This window comes from Pectobacterium peruviense, assembly GCF_002847345.1.
GTDB classification, from domain to species: Bacteria; Pseudomonadota; Gammaproteobacteria; order Enterobacterales; family Enterobacteriaceae; genus Pectobacterium; species Pectobacterium peruviense.
Genome location: NZ_LXFV01000013.1, coordinates 140,519 through 162,191, shown reverse-complemented (window position 1 = coordinate 162,191; position 21,673 = coordinate 140,519). Strand labels below are relative to the sequence as shown.

At 51.0% G+C, this 21,673-nt stretch carries 16 protein-coding genes and 1 pseudogene; 7 read left to right on the top strand and 10 right to left on the bottom strand.

Going from position 1 to position 21,673, the window contains the following annotated elements; all coding sequences use genetic code 11:
• Nucleotides 1–7: 7 nt before the first annotated feature.
• The 3 genes from dppD to A0G03_RS11830 are packed head-to-tail and all read left to right on the top strand — an operon-like array spanning nt 8 to nt 2,221.
• On the top strand, nt 8–988 hold the full coding sequence (dppD, locus tag A0G03_RS11840) for a dipeptide ABC transporter ATP-binding protein (protein WP_048263231.1): 981 nt from the start codon (nt 8–10) through the stop codon (nt 986–988).
• On the top strand, nt 985–1,995 hold the full coding sequence (gene dppF, locus A0G03_RS11835) for a dipeptide ABC transporter ATP-binding subunit DppF (protein ID WP_048263229.1): 1,011 nt from the start codon (nt 985–987) through the stop codon (nt 1,993–1,995). The genes dppD and dppF overlap by 4 nt, the downstream gene beginning before the upstream one ends.
• Entirely contained in the window at nt 1,970–2,221 is a 252-nt protein-coding gene (locus A0G03_RS11830) for a SymE family type I addiction module toxin (protein ID WP_080965274.1), read from the top strand. The genes dppF and A0G03_RS11830 overlap by 26 nt, the downstream gene beginning before the upstream one ends.
• Nucleotides 2,222–2,278: 57 nt before the next feature.
• On the opposite strand, the gene A0G03_RS11825 is transcribed toward A0G03_RS11830, so the two are convergent.
• The 8 genes and pseudogenes from A0G03_RS11825 to A0G03_RS11790 form a co-directional block, all read right to left on the bottom strand.
• Nucleotides 2,279–2,758: a hypothetical protein gene (locus A0G03_RS11825; protein WP_048263227.1), complete on the bottom strand. Its 480-nt coding sequence runs from the start codon at nt 2,756–2,758 to the stop codon at nt 2,279–2,281.
• A 415-nt stretch (nt 2,759–3,173) separates the two neighbouring features.
• A pseudogene (locus A0G03_RS22115) lies at nt 3,174–3,323 on the bottom strand (RHS repeat-associated core domain-containing protein); the annotation flags it as partial.
• A 734-nt stretch (nt 3,324–4,057) separates the two neighbouring features.
• Nucleotides 4,058–4,474: a hypothetical protein gene (locus tag A0G03_RS11815; RefSeq protein ID WP_048263223.1), complete on the bottom strand. Its 417-nt coding sequence runs from the start codon at nt 4,472–4,474 to the stop codon at nt 4,058–4,060.
• 17 nt (nt 4,475–4,491) lie between these two features.
• A complete protein-coding gene (locus tag A0G03_RS11810) occupies nt 4,492–8,886 on the bottom strand; it encodes an RHS repeat-associated core domain-containing protein (RefSeq protein WP_101749509.1) in 4,395 nt (1,464 codons plus the stop codon).
• A gap of 11 nt (nt 8,887–8,897) precedes the next feature.
• The gene (locus tag A0G03_RS11805) at nt 8,898–9,305 is read right to left on the bottom strand and encodes a DUF1795 domain-containing protein (RefSeq protein ID WP_048263412.1); all 408 of its coding nucleotides are present in this window, start codon (nt 9,303–9,305) and stop codon (nt 8,898–8,900) included.
• A gap of 8 nt (nt 9,306–9,313) precedes the next feature.
• Complete coding sequence (locus A0G03_RS11800; RefSeq protein ID WP_048263222.1) at nt 9,314–11,167, bottom strand: type VI secretion system Vgr family protein; 1,854 nt, start codon at nt 11,165–11,167, stop codon at nt 9,314–9,316.
• Between the two features lie 90 nt (nt 11,168–11,257).
• Nucleotides 11,258–11,776, bottom strand: coding sequence for an Hcp family type VI secretion system effector (locus A0G03_RS11795; protein WP_012822145.1), 519 nt, complete (start codon nt 11,774–11,776; stop codon nt 11,258–11,260).
• A gap of 547 nt (nt 11,777–12,323) precedes the next feature.
• Entirely contained in the window at nt 12,324–13,574 is a 1,251-nt protein-coding gene (locus tag A0G03_RS11790) for a valine--pyruvate transaminase (RefSeq protein WP_048263220.1), read from the bottom strand.
• 392 nt (nt 13,575–13,966) lie between these two features.
• Here A0G03_RS11790 and A0G03_RS11785 point away from each other — a divergent pair, with 392 nt between their 5' ends.
• On the top strand, nt 13,967–15,175 hold the full coding sequence (locus tag A0G03_RS11785; RefSeq protein ID WP_048263218.1) for an aldose 1-epimerase family protein: 1,209 nt from the start codon (nt 13,967–13,969) through the stop codon (nt 15,173–15,175).
• Nucleotides 15,176–15,337: 162 nt separating this feature from the next.
• Entirely contained in the window at nt 15,338–16,249 is a 912-nt protein-coding gene (locus A0G03_RS11780) for an EamA family transporter (protein ID WP_048263217.1), read from the top strand.
• Between the two features lie 75 nt (nt 16,250–16,324).
• Here the strand turns inward: A0G03_RS11780 and A0G03_RS11775 are convergent, their stop codons facing one another.
• Entirely contained in the window at nt 16,325–17,770 is a 1,446-nt protein-coding gene (locus tag A0G03_RS11775) for a tagaturonate reductase (protein WP_048263215.1), read from the bottom strand.
• A 13-nt stretch (nt 17,771–17,783) separates the two neighbouring features.
• Entirely contained in the window at nt 17,784–18,806 is a 1,023-nt protein-coding gene (locus A0G03_RS11770) for a zinc-binding alcohol dehydrogenase family protein (RefSeq protein ID WP_048263213.1), read from the bottom strand.
• 140 nt (nt 18,807–18,946) lie between these two features.
• On the opposite strand from A0G03_RS11770, the gene A0G03_RS11765 reads away from it, so the two are divergent.
• Together A0G03_RS11765 and A0G03_RS11760 are read left to right on the top strand one after the other, a co-directional pair.
• Nucleotides 18,947–19,861 carry a GntR family transcriptional regulator gene (locus tag A0G03_RS11765; RefSeq protein WP_048263211.1) on the top strand — a complete coding sequence of 305 codons (915 nt, stop codon included), beginning with the start codon at nt 18,947–18,949 and terminating at the stop codon, nt 19,859–19,861.
• 213 nt (nt 19,862–20,074) lie between these two features.
• Complete coding sequence (locus A0G03_RS11760) at nt 20,075–21,424, top strand: MFS transporter (protein ID WP_039294366.1); 1,350 nt, start codon at nt 20,075–20,077, stop codon at nt 21,422–21,424.
• Nucleotides 21,425–21,673: the final 249 nt, after the last annotated feature.

Sequence of the window (21,673 nt, the reverse complement as noted above, 5' to 3'; positions counted from 1 at the left end):
TAGAGAGATGGCGTTGCTCAATGTAGATAAACTGTCGGTTCACTTTGGTGATGAGGATCTGCCGTTTCGGGCGGTCGATCGTATCAGCTACCAGGTCGAACAAGGCCAGGTCGTCGGTATCGTCGGGGAATCCGGCTCCGGTAAATCCGTCAGCTCGCTGGCGATTATGGGGCTGATTGATTACCCCGGTAAAGTGATGGCCGACAAGCTGGAATTTAACCAGCGTGATTTGACGAAAATTTCTGAGAAAGAACGGCGTAATCTGGTGGGTTCGGAAGTCGCGATGATTTTCCAGGATCCGATGACCAGCCTTAACCCGTGCTACACCGTGGGCTACCAGATTATGGAAGCCATCAAGGTGCATCAGGGCGGTAACCGCAAAACGCGCCGTCAGCGTGCTATTGACCTGCTGACGCTGGTTGGGATTCCCGATCCGGGTTCGCGTCTTGACGTGTATCCACACCAGCTTTCCGGTGGGATGAGCCAGCGCGTGATGATCGCGATGGCGATTGCCTGTCGGCCGAAGCTGCTGATTGCCGATGAACCTACCACGGCGCTCGACGTAACCATTCAGGCGCAGATTATCGAACTGCTGCTCGAATTGCAGCACCGCGAGAATATGGCGCTGATCCTGATTACACACGATTTGGCGCTGGTGGCTGAAGCGGCACACCACATCATTGTGATGTATGCCGGACAGGTGGTGGAATCAGGCAAAGCGGCGGATATTTTCCGCGCACCCCGTCATCCGTATACCCAAGCGCTACTGCGTGCGCTGCCGGAGTTTGCGGTGGATAAAGCGCGTCTGGCATCGCTGCCGGGCGTGGTGCCGGGTAAATATGACCGCCCGAACGGTTGTCTGTTAAACCCACGCTGCCCCTATGCGCAGGACCGCTGCCGTCAGGAAGAGCCTGGGCTGCGCGATATTCCTGGTCGTCAGGTGAAATGTCATACACCGCTGGATGATGCGGGGAGGCCAACCCTATGAGTGAACTGAATGCAACATCGCAGCCGTACTTACTGCATGCGATCGATTTGAAAAAGCACTATCCGGTGAAAAAGGGCTTTTTTGCGCCGGAACGGATGGTGAAAGCGCTGGATGGCGTGTCCTTTACGCTGGAGCGCGGTAAAACGCTGGCGGTGGTAGGGGAATCCGGCTGTGGGAAATCCACGTTGGGCCGCCTGCTGACAATGATCGAAACCCCGTCAGAAGGTGAGCTGTACTATCAGGGTCAGGATCTGCTGAAGTCGGATCCGGTGGCACAGAAACTGCGTCGACAGAAGATCCAGATCGTTTTCCAGAATCCTTACGGATCGTTGAATCCGCGTAAGAAAGTCGGCCAGATCCTGGAAGAACCACTCCAGATCAACACTGAGCTGTCGAAAGCTGAGCGTCGTGAAAAAGCGCTGGCGATGATGGCAAAAGTGGGGCTGAAAACGGAACATTATGACCGCTACCCGCATATGTTCTCCGGCGGCCAGCGTCAGCGTATTGCTATAGCCCGTGGGCTGATGTTAGACCCAGACGTGGTGATTGCCGATGAGCCGGTTTCGGCGCTGGACGTGTCGGTTCGTGCGCAGGTGCTGAACCTGATGATGGATTTGCAGCAGGACCTGGGGCTGTCTTACGTCTTCATCTCGCACGATCTGTCCGTGGTCGAACATATCGCTGATGAAGTGATGGTGATGTATCTGGGCCGCTGTGTGGAGAAGGGCAGTAAAGATGCCATCTTCAACAACCCGCGCCACCCGTATACGCAGGCGTTACTTTCCGCGACGCCGCGCCTGAACCCGGATTTACGCCGCGAACGCATCAAGCTGACGGGTGAACTGCCCAGCCCACTGAATCCACCGCCGGGTTGTGCGTTCAACGCCCGCTGTCAGCGTTGCTTCAGCACCTGCACGCAGTTCCAGCCGCAGTTAAAAACCTACGGTGAACAGCAAGTTGCCTGCTTCGCCGTCGATCAGGATGAACAGGGCACCGCAGTCGCCTAGTTTGCCTTCAACGCCCCCACGCCGCTTTGCCGGGACGTGGGGGTTTTGGTTTTTGCCCCACGCTATTCCGTCATATTCAAAGAAACTTCACCCACCGTCTGCGACTAACCTGAAAGGCCGTTGGCTGGAAGAGTTCGGCTTTATGACCGGGATGCCGATAATGGTGATGGTCGAGCGGGGCAGGGTAGTGATTGAAACCGAAATTAATCTCAGATGCCGCATATGATAAAAAGCAGATAAAATAAAGCCGGAAGGATCGTTGGGATCGCTTCCGGCGTATTGTTTAAATAACTATATATCTTTCTTTTGTAAAACCTACAGGCCAATGACCTGAGTAATAAATATCAGTAATCCTTTCCCACCGATTTCCAAGAGAAAAAAATCTCTCTGTAATAAGTTGCCTAAACGCAAAACAAATTGCATTTCTTGCTGCAACACTAAAATCGTGAGGAGAAGATATAAAATTATCTTTATTAAGCTCTCTTGTCGCAGTTATTACATATTTATTTATCTCTTTGCGCAATTCAATAAGGTCTTTGGGGTTAACTTGCTTTTTATAAAATGGATCATCTTGAGTGGGTGAGGTTGGAAGCCATTCTGTTTTTTTATAGAGCCCTTTAAAATCAGCATCTGATGGTTCAATGAATACTTTTCTTACATTTTCAATGAGTACCACATCTCCTTCATGGAGGTTGTTAACCCCCATGAGAGAGAAAAAGTTAGCAGCTTCTATTTTTTTTATCTCTTCAGTTATGTCAACCATATGGCAGCCTTAAATCGGTTATCGTTCCAGGGGGTAAAGCTTTGCGCCCTTGGTGAATTGTTGTGCGAAGCGTTCCTCCGGCAGCATGAGGGCCGGGTATTCCGGGAAGTGAATGGTTCGGCAATGTTCCATTTGTTGGCATTAAATTCCACCATTTATTTTCACCACCACTTTCCAACGGAATTATATGATGTAGTGTGGCTCCTTTTGGCCATGACATTCCCATATTAGCCTCCCATTGTCTCATTAAATAGTCTTGGTTTTTTACAAACTCTTTTCTAGCCATTTGGTTTTGGAAAACAGTACGCCGCTGAATGACTGGAAGATTATTTCGCAATATTTGAGCCTGTTTTGATGTAATACCACCACCCGTTGAAGCCACTTTATTTGCATCTTTTATAATATCATCAAGTACAGAGCACCCAGCCAACCCAAACGGATCAACCCAGTCCATCGGGTTATGTACGTATCCGTAATTATTCTTCCCACCCAGCACCCCTATAGGGTCAGGCGAGACGTAGCAACCACCGTTCGGGTCATAGTACCGAAAACGGTTATAGCATAGCCAGCCGCCTGTCTGCGCACCAACCGCCCGGCTTGGGTATTGCCGCTGGTTGTGTTTTGGCAGGCAGGCTACCGCCTGCTATGACATAGCTAATTTGTAGTTTCTTATAATATCAGTGGGTTGAATTGATTACATTAGTGGTTGTGGTATCAAAATATGCCTTGGGATATGCCTCGTATAATGACAGCTCAACCCGTTGTTAAAGGCCGCTTGCTGAAAGAGTCGGGGCTTATGACCGAGATGGCGATAATGGTGACGATTGAACGTATGAGCCCGAGATTAATATTTAGCTGATGGTGAAAATAAAATAGCCGGAAGGGTCGTTGAGATCGTTTTCGATATTAATTTAATCGCCATGTTGAAAAGAGTATTAACTTAATTAAGGTTTATTTTTAAATTCTACTCTGATGAGAGTGGATAAATATATTTCTTTAGTGATATTTAATTAATTATTTAACTTTAATGATTTTCATTTTATTCTTTTAATAATATTTCCCCTATAGCTTTTTATCATGCTAACCAAGATAATAATCTTCGACTATTTTATCGATGAATGAATTGATAGCGTAGCTTCCTGCATATTTCAGTGACTAGGAATCATTGCAATAAAATTTATTGTATATGATGAGTTTCTTCAATACACTAATATCATCTTGTGTGGAAAATATATTTTTTCATTTTATTACACCGAGCATTTGGAAGATCCAAAGAGGATCTTCCGGCTATGAATGCTCTTACATATCGCTCAGTATTTCGTCAAGCCAACTACTATTTGGCCGTTCACAAGTTACATGACCACCGAAGCGAAGTGTATCATTAGATTTTACTTTACCTTCATATTCAAAATCAGGCAAAGCAAAAAGATAGCTTATCTTATCAACATTTTTCTTCTCCAAAAGGAGAGATACTTTAGATGTTATAAAATCAAATCCCTCTTCAAGATTTACATTTTTTTTTCTAGATAAGTTACCTAGTTCTCCTTGTTCTTTTCCATACCATATAATAATTGCATGGTCGTAGTCTATGAGTCTGTTTTTTAAATGAAAATCTCTTTCAAATTTACAGTCATTATCATTGATAGCAAAGTTATCCATGATAGCTTCATAATTCGTCGAAACAGAATACCAAATAGCGTATTTTTCCTTACTCATTATCTCAAAACCTATAATTAAAATGGAAGATCAAATGGACCAAATGGAAGCCGTTTACTAGACCATTTTCTCACAGCATTTAGATAACTATTTATATCCGTGGCTTTACCAGCAATTTTAATAAGCTCACTGTGGGCTAATGACGACTGGGTCGTAACACCACCGCTATGCGGTAGAGTATGCGTCCCCATAACACCAAGATCGTCCAAGAATTTGACTTGGCCAGTCGGTGTTCTCCACTTCATATAGTCGTTAAACGACACACCCATTTGTTTAAATTTGTCAGCTTGAGATACAGGTAACCATTCATGGAAACCCCCGCCTTTTGAACCACCAGTTTTACGAAGTCGATCCATGATATTTTCTTTAAACTTTGGATTACTCCATGCGTCCATGAATTGCTTCTGTGTCGAGTTATTCCAGAAGTTCTCAAATCCTGCTTTTCCTCTTCCCCACCCTTTTAAGTACTTACTACATCCAGCTAACCCCAATGGGTCTATTAATTCATTGGGATTCGGCACATACCCATAATTACTCTCCCCACCCAGCACCCCTATAGGGTCAGGTGATACGTAGCAACCACCGTTCGGGTCATAGTACCGAAAACGGTTATAACATAGCCCGCTTTCGGTGTCACGGTACTGTCCGGCAAAGGCAAGTCCCGGGTCGGCAGAGTCTTCCGTGGAGCCTGGTCGTTGGCCCCAGAGGGTGCTTTTCGGTGCCTGCCAGCGCAGAGTGCCGTCGGGTCGGTACAGAGCCTGCGGCTCGCCGTTCTGGCTGCTGGTGACAAAATCGGTTTCCCAGCGTCCGTCAGTATTCTGCCGCTGCTGGACCAGCAGCTCCCAGCCGTTGTGTACCCAGTGGCGGCGGGCAATCTGTTCGCCGTTGCGATAATGCTTCACTTCGGCGATTTGGTCGCCGTCCCACAGGTAACGGATATCGTCCTGCGTCTGCTCACAGCGTTTGCCCGTGCGCCGTCCGAATGGGTCATAGCGGTAGAACCAGCGCTCGCCCGTCGGGGTGTCGACAACCCGGAGCTGGTTACGGCTGTCCCAGCGGTAGTGCCAGACCTGCGGGCGGTAACCCGGCTGAACCACCTGCTTGCGTACCAGCCGCCCGGCTTTATCGTACTGATAGTGAGTATCGTCGTGCTGAGTCAGCCTGCCCGCCTGCCACTCGGTGAGTCGGGCGGTATCCTGCGGCAGACCGTTACGGGTATAGCGGTAGGCTTCCTCGGTGTCCACCGTACGTCCTGCGCCCCCGCTCAGAACGGACAGCACGCGTCCGGTGGCATCCAGACGGTAGCCCTGCGTTTCACGGTTGTGGCGAACGCCAGCCAGATTACCCGCGCCGTCGTACAGGTATTCCCTTGTCTGTGTGGCATGGAGACGTCCGTCCTGCTGCTGACCACTCATCTCGCGTGTCAGCCAGCCCATCACGTCATATTCCCGGTGCTGTACAAATGCTCCGCCGGAACGTGAAGATTCCCGCCCTGCGGCATCATGGGCAAGGGTGAGCTCCGCGCCGTCCGGCAACTGCACCTGTTGCAGTTCACCCGCCGCGCTGTAGCTGAAGGTACTGACCAGCGCATCATCGCTCTCGCCTTCCCAGGCCAGGGTTCGCGTCACGCTGCGTGCGGCATCATCAAACTGTCGGGTAATCAGGGTGCCGTTCAGCCATTCCCGCACCACCCGGTCACGGAGGTCATAGTCCAGTTGGACATGACTGGTAGAGGAGGTGACCTCGGTCAGCCTGCCTGCGGCGTCATAGCGGTAGTGCAGGGTATCGTCCGGCGCCGTTTCTTTGATGAGCAGCCCGCGTCCGTCATACAGGAAGTGTCGGGTTTCACCTTCGCCATTACGGATGGCAATGCATTGACCATCTTCGTCATAGGTGTAGTGGGTGTCGGTCCCCGCCATATCCTGCTCGCGGATGACCCGCGCATCGGCATCCAGCCACCACTGCCAGCGGCTACCATCTGGAGCGATAACGGCGACTAGCTGCTGGCTCTCTTTGTCGTACTCGTAACGCCAGGTGCGCTCTTGCGCATCCGTGCGCGAGGTGAGCAGGTCAAAGGGACCGTAACTCTGACGCCACAGCGCGCTGTTGCCGTCCACATAGCTCAGCAGGTTGTTATGCTTGTCGTACTGACGTTTTTCTTCTTTCTCATCGGGGCGTATCAACTGCTCCGGCAGCGTCCAGCTTGCACGGCGGTATCCCAGACGATATTGCGCCCCGTCAGGCCGTTGCCACTGCACCACTCTGTCCTGTTGGTCATAGCGTAGCTGCTGGGTGCGCCCCAGCGCATCGCTGGCACTCAACAACCGTTGGCGATGATCGTAACGCAGCCGCGCCTGAACCTCTCCCGCCTGATCGCTCACCTGCGTCAGCAGGCCATGGCGATTCCAGGTGAACCGCACTTCACGGGTATCCGGCCCCGTGAGTTTCTCTGGGTTACCCGCATCGTCGAATGCCCATTGCCAGATACGCCCCAGCGGATCGGTGATGCCACATAATCGCTGTGCCTCGTCATAGTCATAGGCCCAGGTATGGCCGCTGCCATCGGTGAAGGCGCTTACCAGACCGCTATCGTCCAGATAAGTGAATTCAGCCACCCGGCCTGCCGGGGAAATTTCACGCAGCAGATTGCCGTGGTCGTCGTAGTCGTAGCGGGTGACGTGTCCTAACGGAGATTTTTCCCAACTCATCAGCGACAGTGCGTTGAAACCAAATTCGCTGCGCTGACCTAATCCGTCAGTCATCACTACGCGATCGTCAAGATAGTCAAAATGCGCCGTCAGATAGCCGTCGGCACAGGTGGTATAAACGCAGCGGCCGTGATGATCATATTCATAACGCGCCCAGGTCTGATCGTTGTCATGCCAGCGCGTGAGCCGATTTTCGTTGTCGTAGTCGTAGAACAGATGATAGGCATGGGCGGCATCGGCTTCGATCAACCGACCCTGTTCGTCCTGTCGGTATTCAGCCAGCAGGGTTTTCTGTGCGGAATCAATACGCTGTATCTGATGCAGGTACTCGCCTCGCCACACCAGCAGCAACTCGATATCGTCACTGTGGCGTATTTTGCGTAGATAGCCTTTTGGATCGCGGATCAGGGTAATACGGTTGTCGTGTGGGTCATGTATAGAAGACAGGAGTAGTCGATCGCCATGAGGCACATCGAATTCGCGCCAGGTGAGGCTGTCACGATCCCATAGGCTAAAGCCCTTTGCCCGTCGGTGTAGAGTAAAAGCCGGATAGAGCGGACAAAATACCGACTGCACATCCTGATGGAAGGTGAAATCGATGTCATATCCCTGCGCCAGCGTGATGACGACATGGGTATTCAGGCCGTCGCGGCTGACCTGTGCCGTTTCGCTCCAGGTGTCATACCAGCCGCGTCCCAGTAGCCCGGTATGGCTGGCGGCAGAGCGATAAGTACGCTCAAAAATCAGGGGAAGTGTCTGCCCCAGTTCAATATCCTGACGCATTTCGATCACATCCCCGCTGGGAATGTAGACCGGATCTTTCAGAAAGCCCCGGGTGGCTTCCCTCATGCGTGCTAACCCTTTGCTGTTTTTAAATCCTTTGCTGGCACATCGAACCGCTCTCCGTAGCCCAACGGCTGTTCTTAACGCCCCCATGCGAATGCCTTTGAGCACCGCAGTTGGCCCGCGCGTAAACAGCTTGCCCAGCCCTTTGAACATGCCTCTGCTGGGGGGAACCAGAAACTCCACTGCTATCAGTATCGCTTTTTCCCACCAGCTGAATTCGTCACTGATCTCCAGACAGGTTTGCTGACCGGAACCAAAAAAGACGGTAGATGCTCCTTCTTTGATGGTGGCGCCACAGACGGTTTTATCGTCAATACGCGCTGCCGGAGAACCGTTGACGTAAACGGTCTCACTGCCCTGTGCAATCAACTGCGGCGAGTTGTGCTTGGTACAGGCGACCGTGTCGACTTCGGCGCGTGAAATCTTTTGCTTCTCTGCAAACACAGTCCCTGAGCCAGAGGTGACGGGCCCAAACGGCGGAGCCCCGCTGTCTACCATGGCGGAAACTTTGCTGGAGACGCTGCTAATCAGCCCCCCCAGCAGACTGACGGCACCAAACCCAACCGCCAGTTTGACTGCCCCCACAACCAGTGCAGCCCCCATGCCGCCCGTCCCGACAACGGCCACGGCAATCGCCCCCGCTACTGCCGCTGCGGCGGCAAATACTACGGCCGCGACGACGGCACCCGCGATGGCTCCCGCCAACGCACCGAGAAAGCTTTTGTGCTTGATGGTCTTGCCCGGTGATGTCGGCGCTTTTCCCTGGCCAGGTTGAGGTCGAGCGGCTGGCGGTGTTGGGCCTTTGCCTGCATGCATAGCACCGACGCGGGCAACACGGTTCAGAATATCACTCAGCATTATGACTCCTTTCAGGAGGTGGCTTTAAAGGTCTCAACCACCGCCAGCATCGCCGTCTTCTGCTCTGTACTGAGCTCGCCCGCTACGGTTACGGTAAACGTCATCAATAACTCACTGCGCACTTGCATCACGACAACCTGATGCATCGGTCCTTCCGGTGACCGCCAGGTATACTCCAGACCGTGTGCAGGTTGCTCATCCAGCGTCAATGTCCACACGCTGCGCTCTTCATATCCTTTCAGGTGTGCCGCAAACTGGGCCAACGTCTGCTGATAAACCGTCTCTGCCGTCAGACCGAAATCAATCGGGGTACGGTTGACAACCAGATTGATGGCATCCCCCGGCAGAACGAAAACATGGAGTGATTCATCGCGCCAATCGGCGGGGATAGCCAGCGTCCCTTCATTCATCTGATACATATTCATCCTTAATTCAAATCGATACGGGTGCCGTTCAGCGTTAGGTTATTTCCGACAATCTCAATATCCCCGCTGTGCTTGATTGAGATATAGCCAGCACCCGTACCAATCTGAATGCTGCCATCTTCGGCATGGATAAAAATATTGTTCGTCACCCTCAACGTTTCGTTGTCTTCCACGACGGTGCTACGGTTTTTCTTCACCACAACCGTTTGCTCCCCCTGGATCTCGGTAACCTGATCGGCAATGACGGAGACCGTCTGATTCTTCTGCACCACCACAGTTTGATCGCGGCCAATGTTTTCGTTGTGATCCACATTCACCGATGTGCTGCGGTTGTTGAGCACGACGGTATTCATGTCCTTCTGGGCATGAATAAACACTTCCTCCTGACCAGCCTGATCTTCAAAGCGCAATTCGTTAAAACCATCGCCCTTGTGAGTCGAGGTGCGCAGCGAGGTGCGTGTTTTATTCGCCGGCAGCGGGTAGGGTGATGGATTAGTGGCATGGAAGGTTCTGCCCGTCACGATAGGCTGGTCTGGGTCGCCTTCGAGGAAGCTGACGATGACTTCATGGCCGATGCGCGGGATGGCGATCAGGCCGTACTGACCACCTGCCCAGCCCTGACTGACGCGTACCCAGCAGGAACTCTGATCATCGCTCGCGCCGTAGCGATCCCATGGAAATTGCAGCTTCACCCGACCATATTCATCGCAGTAGATTTCTTCGCCTGCGGGGCCAACTACAGTGGCAATCTGCGGGCCGTCTACCATTGGCTTGTACGGTAAATCCGCACGCCAGGTGCTTTTGGCACTGATAACCTCAAAGCTGTTGCTGTAGGTCGTCGGTTCGCCGCCGCTTTCTTCTTCCAGCGCCTGAGGTTGTTGTCCGCTGTGGGTGATGGCAACTAGCTGCCAGGCGATATTGAGCGTCAGATTGGGGTGTTCGGTTAAGGTAAAACTGCTGCCCGGCATCAGCTCTGCGGCATTAGATTCGCCCGAGCCGGTCATTGCTCCCGCCCGCAGGGCGTCCAGACGATAGCCGGTAAAGGCTTTGCCGCTCGGATCTTGTTTAAAGCGGCCGGGGTAATCGAAGTGCTGATAGCTTTCGCGCTGGTGCTCCAGCTCGCCACTCATCTTGCTGTGCAGCAGGCCGTAGGCTGGGGTTTTAAAGCTGTAATCTTTGAGGGCTACCTCGGCAGCTCGCACCGCCTCGGCATAGCGGAAGCGGTTTACGTACGCCCCTTCGCTCAACCCCTGTGTGGCAAGGTTGAAAAACAGCTCTGAGCCTTTGGCCAGTGCACCCGCATCGTCGGCAAAGACAAGCCGGTGTTTGCCTTCCTCAAACTCATGGAAGAAGTACAGGCCTTCCTCGGCAGCCAGCCGGGTGATAAAGGCTAAATCGCTTTCCCGATACTGCACGCAGTATTCACGCGCCGCGTGCTCATTACGCAACGCAAAGGCGTAGTCGGTGATGCCCGCTTCTTCCAGCAGTGCGCCGATAATCGCTTCCGGTTTTTGTGCCTGAAAGATACGGGCGTTGGTACGTAGCCCGAGACGCCACAAGGCGGGACGGACTTCTGCCTGATAGCGCGTGCGGCGAAAGCCGGTGTCGCCCTGTGCGAACGCGCTGACAATACCGCTCACTCGTCTTTGGAATTCGCCCTCGTACCACACCAGAAGTTCACAGGGTTGGTCGAGAACACCACCAAAATCGATCCCCGGTAAGGGGCTGGCCAAATTCAGCGACAGGGCAAACGGCTGGTTGAGCGCCTCGCTGAGCTGAAAATCCACCACGGCAAAAGTCGATGCAGGCAATGCCCCGACCTGAACGGTGAATTGTAATCCTGTACTGTTTGCCATCCGTCCTCCTGATGCTGTCATCCACACTCAGACATGGCGTGAGCCATGGCTCAATACAGAAAACCCGGGCAAGCCCGGGTTAAATAGGAATTACGCTTCGACTGGTGCACGCCAGTCATCAGAACCGGACGTACCGGCAACGGTGTGTTCCCAGTCAATTTTGCGGTAGGCCAGTGACACTTCGATCAGTTGGGTGTAGTCCAGCTTCGCTGGATCCTGGCAGTGTGGCATCTGGCAGTTAACGTCAACGATGGTGGCATCGGTCAGAACGGTAGAGAAGAAGTGCTCTTGTTTACCTTCAACCGACGTGCGGTACCACTTCAGCGTCACGGTTGGCAGCATTTCGCCAGACGCCAGGGCGTTGTACATCAGCGGAACGGCTTTGTTCAGCGCGACAGTAAATTTGAACGGCTTGTGCACGCGTTGGCCGGATGGTTGGCCAGACTGCGGGTCGGTCGGTACGGTGACGATGTGTTTGAATTCCTGCACCAGCATTTCGTCTTCGTGGCCTTCCACATAGATGTTGCCGACAGAATCAGATGTGAACGCACCCGCGGTGATGTTGCCCTGAGTTTTACCTTCGATGCTGATATAGCATGGAGTTGGCATAGTCTTGCTCCTTGTTGTTAAACGGAATGAGTTGTTGAACGGGATTAGTAACTTCGTCGTTTACATAGCAATTCATATGCCAGATTTTATGTGTTTGTTTTATATATAAATTTACCTAATTCAAATTTTTCCTAAGCAAAATTTGAGCAAGAAATTGCGCAGACTTCGCGAATCGTTTGCAAACATTGCGTAAAAAGTGATTTACACCAGAAAGTGAGCAAGAAGTTGCTCAGGATGCGTATTTATTCTGAAAGTTTGAGTTAATGACGTGAGATGGCTGTCTCTTTGGAATGGATTAACTATTGATCAGAAATAAATTAATGTTATTACCGATTAAAAATGCAAAAAATAATTATGGGAATTAATCGTTAGCAACCTGATGTTGTGGTCGATAAGAATGGGATGGCAAGAATCGGCAGAGTAAATAATAAAGAAGGAGAACGCTTGACCTTGGTATGTCGAAAGCGGGTGGCAAAACAAGAATAGTGGGGCAGATATTCCTTTGCCCCAGCCGTATTCAGCGTAATGACGATCTGCCGCAGGTGAATTAGCCTTCCTGCATCGCCTTTTCAACTTCTTCTGCCAGAATCGCAATTCCGCGTTCGATTTTGTCCGGCTCCGGCACATAATTCATGCGCATGCATTGATGAGCGTGCGGCCATTCCTGCTCCAGACCGGGGAAGAAATAGTGACCCGGAACCATGAGGACACCGCGTTTTTTCAGGCGCTGGTACAGGATTTCTGTCGTGATGGGCAGATCCTTAAACCACAGCCACAGGAAGATGGCACCTTCTGGTTTGTGAATCAGGCACTGCTCGGGTGACAGATAGCGGCGAATAATGGCGATAGTTTCTGTCACGCGCTGCTGATAGAAAGGTCGTACAACGTCGCTAGATAAGCGCAGCAGATCGCCGCGCTGAATCATCTCATGCGCCAGCGCGGGTCCGATTGCACCTGGAGACAGGCTAATGATGCCGTTCATGTTGCCGATCGCCGAAATCACCTTTTCATCCGCAATCACGATACCGCAGCGCGATCCGGGCAACCCCAGCTTGGACAAGCTCATGCATAGGATGATATTCGGGTTCCACAGCGGTGTGGCATCACTGAAGATGATGCCGGGGAAAGGCACGCCATAGGCGTTATCAATCAGCAGAGGGATATTGTGCTGCTGCGCCAGAATATCCAGACGCATCAGCTCGTCGTCGGTTAGCACGTTACCGGTCGGATTGGTTGGGCGTGATACGCAGACTAGCCCGATATCATCGGTAATCGATAGATGATCGAAATCGACGTGATATTTAAATTGCCCTTCGGGCAACAGTTCGATTTGCGGACGAACGGAAACGAACATGTCTTCGTCCAGTCCAGAATCTGAATAGCCGATATATTCTGGCGCCAGCGGAAACAGCACCTTTTTCAGGCTGCCATCGCTATGGCGACCAGCAAACAGATTAAATAAGTAGAAAAACGCACTCTGGCTGCCATTTGTCAGCGCAATGTTCTGTGGTCCAATCTGCCAACCTAATTCATTACTCAGTAGCTCGGCCAGCGCATTAAGCAGCGTATCCTTGCCTTGCGGGCCGTCGTAGTTGCATAGCGCTTCCGTTAATTTCCCTTGTTCCAGCATCTCCTGACAGAGTTTTTTGAAGTAGCTATCCATCTCTGGAATATGTGCCGGATTGCCGCCCCCCAGCATGATTGCGCCTGGCGTACGCAGCCCTTCGTTCAGATCGTCCATTAACTGAGTGATGCCAGCGTGGCGCGTGAATTTCTTGCCGAAAAGAGAAAATTTCATAGTTTATTTATCAGTGGTCGTACACAGGTTAGCGGCAACCATAGCGCTTGCGCTAATAGGGTGCAATGTGGTCAAAAAACAATCCGGTAATTTTTTATCCTGCTAGTTGTTAATATTTTAGTGTGAAATGCTGATGTTCTCGTTACTGGAAAAATGCGTTTAGGTAGCATGCTTTATTTTGCTGAAACGATGTCAGCTTTTTCCGATTGATATCTCAATAATGATGCAAAAATTGTTTCTATTTACAGGTGATTAGTGAGGTTAGTCAGATAAATAACGCATCAATGCTGAATTTTTCCATCTGGTGATAGCTATCACATTCTGACCATCCGCTGATTTGTAGTCTTTAGCTCGCATTGGCTAAAACAATTCAGCAAAAAGGGATGGTTAACATGAAAAAATTACTGGCTATGGGCATTACGCTGGCACTGACATCATGGCAATTATCAGCACAGACGTTTGTGCTGACAGATGCTGAAAGCAGTGTGGAAAAGGGAAACTGGCAAATCAGCAGTGATACTCTGAAGATCAAGAATCAGCACTTCAGCATTGAGCAAAAAGTCCTGCACGCTGGACGTCAGGAAGGCAGTAAAGTGATTACGATTACCAGTCAGGATGGACTGAAAATTGCTCTCAGCCCGACGCGAGGGATGAACTTACTGCATGCTGCAGGTAAAAACATCCGTTTGGGGTGGGATTCTCCGGTTGATGAGGTCGTCAATCCGAATACCATCAATCTGGAAAGCCGTAATGGACTGGGCTGGCTGGAAGGTTTCAATGAGATGATGGTGCGCTGCGGCTTTGAATGGACGGGGCATCCGGTCGTCAGCGATGGCATGATCTACACCCTGCACGGTCGTGCGGGTAACACGCCTGCCTCAAAAGTGGTGGTGGAAGTCAGCGATAACGCGCCGTATACCATTACGGTACGGGGTCTGCTGAAGGAAAACAGCTTTAAGAAGTCGAATCTAGAAACCTGGACCGAGCTGCGTTACGTCCCCGGCAGCGAGTCGTTTACTGTGCATGATGTGCTGACCAATAAAGCCGACTACCCGCGCGATTATCAGATTATCTACCACAGCAATTTCGGCACGCCGATTCTGGAAGACGGTGCGCGTTTCCTCGCACCCGTAAAAGAGATTTCTCCGTTTAATGATCACGCCAAAACGGGTCTGGCAACCTGGCAAACCTACAAAGGGCCGACAAAAGACTTTGATGAGATGGTGTTCAACATTACGCCGTATACCGATGCACAAGGCAAAACGCTGGCGGCGCTGGTAAACAAAGCGGGAGATAAGGGCGTGTCGATTGCCTTTGATACCCACCAACTGCCGCTGCTGACGCTGTGGAAAAATACGGATACGGAAAAACAAGGCTACGTGACTGGGATCGAACCCGGCACCAACTACGCCTATCCCGTTACGATTGAACGTGAGCAAGGGCGAGTCAAAAAGCTACAGCCCGGTCAGAGCACCACGTTTGAGCTGACGTACAGCCTGTTGAGTAGCGCGGATGCGGTACAAAAAACGGAACAGAAAGTAAAAGCCATTCAGGGAGACAACAAAACCACGCTGACGGAAAAACCGATCGCCGTCGAGTAACCGCCATCTATGCCGACCACTGATGTGGTGGTCGGCCATCTCATATTATGCTCACGCCTAGTCATCATCACGTAACGTCATAATTATCTTTTCTTATTCGTTTTTTCATTTTACGCGTACCTTGAGGAAGGTATTTGTTACGTATTTGATCAGGGGATGAGGATGTCGTTGAAAGATGCGCTGCTCGCGCTTTGTGTCGTGGTGTTATGGGGTGTGAATTTTGTCGTGATTAAAGTCGGGCTAAACGATATGCCGCCTTTTTTACTGGCAGGGCTGCGTTTTTCGCTGGTGGCGCTTCCGGCTATTTTATTTGTTCCTTTCCCACGTATTCCTCTGAAATGGCTGTTGGCTTATGGCATGACAATTAGCTTTGGTCAGTTTGGCTTCTTGTTTCTCGCCATCAAGTTAGGCATGCCTGCCGGGATTGCATCGTTGGTGTTGCAGGCTCAGGCCTTCTTTACGTTGCTGGTTGGCGCGGTATTGCTGTCGGAAAAGCTGCGTTGGAATCATGTCGTCGGCATTCTGGTGGCGGCGATAGGGATGGTGGTGCTGGCAGAAGGGCGCACGGCGCTGCAAATGTCATCCGGTATGACCACGACTACGCTGCTACTGACGTTAGCGGCGGCGTTGTCATGGGCGGTGGGTAACATCACCAATAAGATTATCATGAGCAAAAACAGTGATGTACGCATTATGTCTTTGGTAGTGTGGGGCGCACTGGTGCCTGTCCTGCCGTTTTTCATCAGTTCCTGGCTGTTTGAAGGCAAGGACGTGATTGTCCATAGTTTAACGACCATCCAACTGCCGACGATCTTATCTCTGATGTATCTGGCGTTTGCGGCAACGATCATTGGCTATGGGATTTGGGGAAGCCTGCTGGCACGCTATGAAACCTGGCGCGTGGCACCCTTGTCGCTGCTGGTACCAGTGGTCGGGTTGATCAGCGCCGCGGTATTCCTTGATGAATCTCTCTCGCTATTACAGATTGTCGGCGCGTTGCTAATTATGGTCGGCCTGTTGGTGAATGTGTTTGGCGCACGTTTGCGTGCATGGCGACCTGCACGGCAGTCGTAGCGACGCAGTCGAACAATTTGGATCTGTATTATCTGGCAAGGGAAAACAGCGCCCGTCGGGCGCTGTCGATCATCATTATTCCAGTGCTTTCACCGCCTGACGCATCCCTTGCGCCAAAATATTGTCCAGATTGACGGCCACCTGCTCCACTAAACCTGACCGCTGAGTGAGATCCTCCCCCCAGTGTGCGGTATCTGCGAGTACCTCGTTGACCAATTCATGCACGGTCAGATCGATCCCCACGCGAGGCCATCGTTGGCGGTAGCGGGTGAGCCACTGCTCATCATCCTGTAAAGGGTAGGTTTCGCCTGCTCGTTTTCCACGGTAGAAGGCAATCAGTGCGGCCAGAGCAAACGTCAACCGTGCCGGGAAGCGCCCGTTGCGGTGGCCTGCTAGCAACTGCGGCAGAATACGTGTGCGGAATTTGGTCATGCCATTGAGTGCGATGGAGAGCAACTGATGGCGAATGTAGGGGTTCTGAAAACGTCCGGTGACGGCATCGGCAAATTCACGCAGCTCATTGGCCGGTAAATCCAGCACCGGGATGATCTCTTGATGTAGCGTATTTTCTACAAAGCGACGCACATCGGCATCCTGCATGGCTTCACCGACCGTTTCCAGCCCGCAGAGCCAGGCAACCGGAACCAGAGCGGTGTGCGCACCGTTCAGAATCGCCACTTTACGTTCTTTATACGGCCTGATGTCGTCAACAATACGGATATTCAGCGGGCATTCCGCAAGTTTCAACTCATCCGCCAGCCAGTCGGGGCCTTGAATCACAAAGAGGTAAAAATGCTCGGCGGTATCCAGAAAGGCATCGTGATAGCCCAGTTTCTCTTCCAGCGCTGACGATTCTTCACGTGGGTATCCCGTTACGATTCTGTCCACGAGCGTGGAACAGAAGGTATTTGCCGTCTCAATCCAGTCGATAAACGCCAGTGAGAGTTGCCATTCCTGAGCATAGCGCAGAACCAAGGCTTTGAGCGCCCCTCCGTTATAGTCGATCAGTTCGCAGGGAATGATGACCCAGCCTTTATCGTTCTCACCGTTAAAATGCGTAAAGCGTTCTAGCAGCAGGCGTGTCAGCTTGGCAGGAAAACTGACGGGTGGCGTATCGTTGACGCTGTCGCCAGCATGATAGCTGATGCCCGCTTCCGTGGTGTTTGAAAAAACAAAACGAATGGCGGCGTTATGGGCCAGTGCCAGGTAATCGGCAAAATGCTGATACGGGTTAATCTCGTTATTGACCGAGCGGATCAGGCGCGCCTCGCTAACGGCCTCACCCTGTTCGTTAAGTCCGCGAATGACCGTGGTGTAAAGCCCATCTTGCGTATTGAGCGAAGGCGGAAAATCCGTGTCAATCGGGCGTACAATCGTTACGCCCGTCTGGAGATCGGTCTTCTCATTCAGCACATCCAACTGCCAGTCCACAAAGGCGCGTAGGAAGTTACCTTCACCAAATTGAATCACTGTTGTTGGATAACATGCACCGGGAAAGTCTTTCCGATTCAATGTTTTCATGATTATTCCCTCATCAGAATGTGATGACGCCTTTGATCAGCTCACGGTTGTTAATGACATCCTTTTCATAGATGTCAGCCAATGTTGCAAAGGGGTAACGGTGCGTCAGCATCATTTCTGCGGTGAGTTTACCTTCAGACATCAGGCGGCCTACTTTGGCGAAGTCTTCCGGTGTGGCGTTACGGCTGCCCATCATCGTGGTTTCTTTCTTATGGAATTCAGGGTCGGAGAACTGTAAATCGCCTTTAAACAGACCGACAAACACGATGCTACCGCCGTGGCGGATCAGGTTAATGGTGTTGTTCATCGCATGCTGATTGCCCGTGGCATCAATCACTTTTTCTGCCAGTGAACCGCCAAATTCGGCGCGTAGCTGTGCCTCAAAATCCTCGGCAGAAGGATCGACTACCGATAAACCCAGGTGGGCAATAACGTGTTCACGGCGGGCAGCGCTGGTATCGGCGACAACCACGTGAGCCCCCTCTGCTTTGGCGATGGCTGCCGCGCCGAGGCCAATCGGTCCGGCACCGACGACCAGAACCTGTTCACCCTGTAACACCTTTGCCCGACGAACGGCGTGTGCGCTAATGGCGTATGGCTCGATTAATGCTGCCGCTTGTGGATCGATCCCTTCTGCGAGCAGTAAGTTTGTGGCGGGAACCGCCAGATACTCGCTGAATCCGCCGTCCTGATGTACACCAATCACTGAAATTTTCTCGCAGCAGTTGGTTCGACCGCTCTTACAGGCTGGGCATTGCTGACAGGCTACATAGGGAATGACGGCAACCTGCTGGCCTTTTTTAAAGAGATCTACATTTTTTCCGTTATCGACAACTTCACCACATATTTCGTGACCTAATACGCGTGGATAGCTGAAAAAAGGTTGGTTCCCTCCCCAGGCATGAATATCTGTTCCACAAATACCTACAGACTTAATTTTAATTAATGTTTCACTCTCACCCGGAATAGGTATTTCACGTTTCTTCCAGACGAATTTTTTCGGTTCCTGGCAAATTAATGTATTCATTGTTGACATGATTATTCTCTCCTGTTTTTTGTTTTTTCAGATATTGATGAAAAAAAATATTGATGAGAAACAGGAGGTGTAAATTGTGAATGCGGACTCATAAAAATGTTTTAAATCGGTTTTTAATGTGTGCAAAAAGGAGATCTCTCATGAGCCGTTCGCAAAATTTACGTCACAATGTCATTAATCAGATTATCGATGATATGGCACGCGGTCATATTCCATCGCCTCTGCCGTCGCAAAATGCGCTGGCAGAGATGTATAACATCAGCCGCACAACGGTACGCCATATTCTGGTTCATCTGCGCGATTGCGGCGTGCTTACGCAGGTTAGCAGCGATTATGTGATCGCCCGAAAACCCGACCACGACGATGGATTCACCTGTATTACCGCGCCGATGGATGAGCAAAACCGCATTTTCGAGCAGGCGTTTTTCACCATGATCAACCAGCGTCAGCTCCGCGTGGGTGAGACATTCTCAGAGCTACAACTCGCGCGTGACGCCGGTGTTAGCCCAGTGGTAGTGCGTGAGTATCTTTTGAAATTTGGGCGTTACAACCTGATTCAGAACGAAAAACGTGGGCAGTGGAGCATGAAAGAGTTCGATCAGGCCTACGCAGAACAGCTGTTTGAATTGCGGGAAATGTTGGAGACGCATGCTCTGCAACACTTCCTCAATCTGCCGGATGACGACCCCCGCTGGCTACAGGCTAAAACTTTGCTGGAACGCCACCGCATGTTACGTGACAGCATTGGTAACAGTTTTCGTATGTTCTCGCAGCTCGACCGTAACTTTCATGCGCTTTTACTTTCTGCTGCCGAAAATGTCTTTTTCGATCAGTCTCTTGAAATTATCTCCGTGATATTTCACTTCCACTATCAGTGGGATGAAAGCGATCTCAAACAGCGCAACATCATCGCGATTGACGAGCATATGACCATCCTGAGTGCGTTGATCTGCCGAAGCGATCTGGATGCCACGTTGGCACTTCGTAACCATTTGAATTCAGCTAAACAATCGATGATTCGCTCAATTAACCAGACTGTTCGTACTGACCATTAAAAACCAATTAAAAACCGTAAACCATTATCAGGAGCACGGTTTTATCAAAATAAAAACGCCTGAGAAATATCTCTTATCTATGCTCACGAGAAGTCGACTTTAGTAATAAAAACTCGTGAGTAGTGATTACGTATTTCATTGCTTTTCATTTAAAGCCACTTTACTCAACCCTACGTCGAGTAAAGATAAAATTATAATGTCCAGGAGCCAGGCGTGGAAAAAAATAATATAACGCTAGACCCGCGTTCTTCGTTTGATACCCGTTCTTCAGCACCGCCAGAAGGAATAGTTCAACGCAGTAGTCGAATTAAACGTATTCAAACCACGGCAATGATTCTTCTATTTTTTGCTGCGGTGATTAATTATCTCGACCGCAGTTCTCTTTCAGTGGCTAACTTAACTATTCGTCAGGAATTGGGGCTGAGTGCGACAGAAATCGGGGCATTGCTCTCCGTTTTCTCTCTTGCCTATGGGATTGCACAGCTCCCTTGTGGCCCGTTGCTGGATCGTAAAGGCCCGCGCATTATGCTGGGCCTTGGGATGTTTTTCTGGTCACTGTTTCAGGCGCTGTCTGGCATGGTGCACAGCTTTACTCAATTTGTACTGGTTCGTATTGGCATGGGGATTGGCGAAGCACCGATGAACCCATGTGGTGTGAAGGTGATAAACGACTGGTTTAACATCAAAGAACGTGGCCGCCCGATGGGGTTCTTTAATGCGGCTTCAACTATTGGTGTTGCGATGAGCCCACCCATTCTGGCTGCGATGATGTTGGTCATGGGCTGGCGCGGTATGTTCATTACCATCGGCCTATTTGGCATTTTCCTCGCTATCGGCTGGTATATGTTGTACCGCAACCGTGAGCAGATCGAACTCACCGCTGATGAGCAGACTTACCTGAACGCAGGCAGTGTAAACGCTCGTCGCGATCCGCTGAGTTTTATTGAATGGCGTAGTCTGTTCCGTAACCGCACGATGTGGGGCATGATGCTGGGCTTTAGCGGCATCAACTATACCGCATGGTTGTATCTAGCCTGGCTGCCCGGTTATCTGCAAACGGCTTATAACCTGGATTTAAAAAGCACGGGTCTGATGGCCGCGATTCCTTTCCTGTTTGGTGCCGCGGGGATGCTGGTGAACGGCTATGTCACGGACTGGCTGGTGAAAAGGGGAATGGAACCGATCAAGAGCCGTAAAATCTGCATCATTGCCGGTATGTTGTGCTCTGCGGCTTTTACTTTTGTGGTACCACAGGCGACAACCTCAATAGAAGCGGTGTCACTGATTAGTATGGCGCTGTTCTGCATTCACTTTGCTGGAACATCATGCTGGGGGCTGATCCATGTTGCCGTTGCGTCGCGTATGACGGCATCGGTTGGCAGTATCCAAAACTTTGCCAGCTTCATTTGTGCATCGTTTGCCCCGATCGTGACCGGTTTTATTGTGGACACCACGAATTCTTTCCGTCTGGCTCTGATCATCTGTGGCTGTGTGACGGTATTGGGTGCTCTGGCCTACATCTTCCTGGTTCGCCAACCGATTAGCGATCCCCGTAAGGATTGATTCTCCGCCGCCCCGCATCTTTACCCCCTTCCTTCTGCGGGGCGGTTTTTTGTCACGTTGCTTTATGACGGTGCGTATTGATCGTGCCGTGTCGCAAAGGTGGCACGACATGCTCGCAATTTCTCATGCCTTTCCTACGCTTTTTACTGCCGTTAGCGAGTCTGTTAAACCGCTGCCGTTTGTTGGCGCGGACTTTGCAAGTTAGCTTTGCAAAAGGATAGAGATAAAGCAGTCAGTAAAATCAACGGG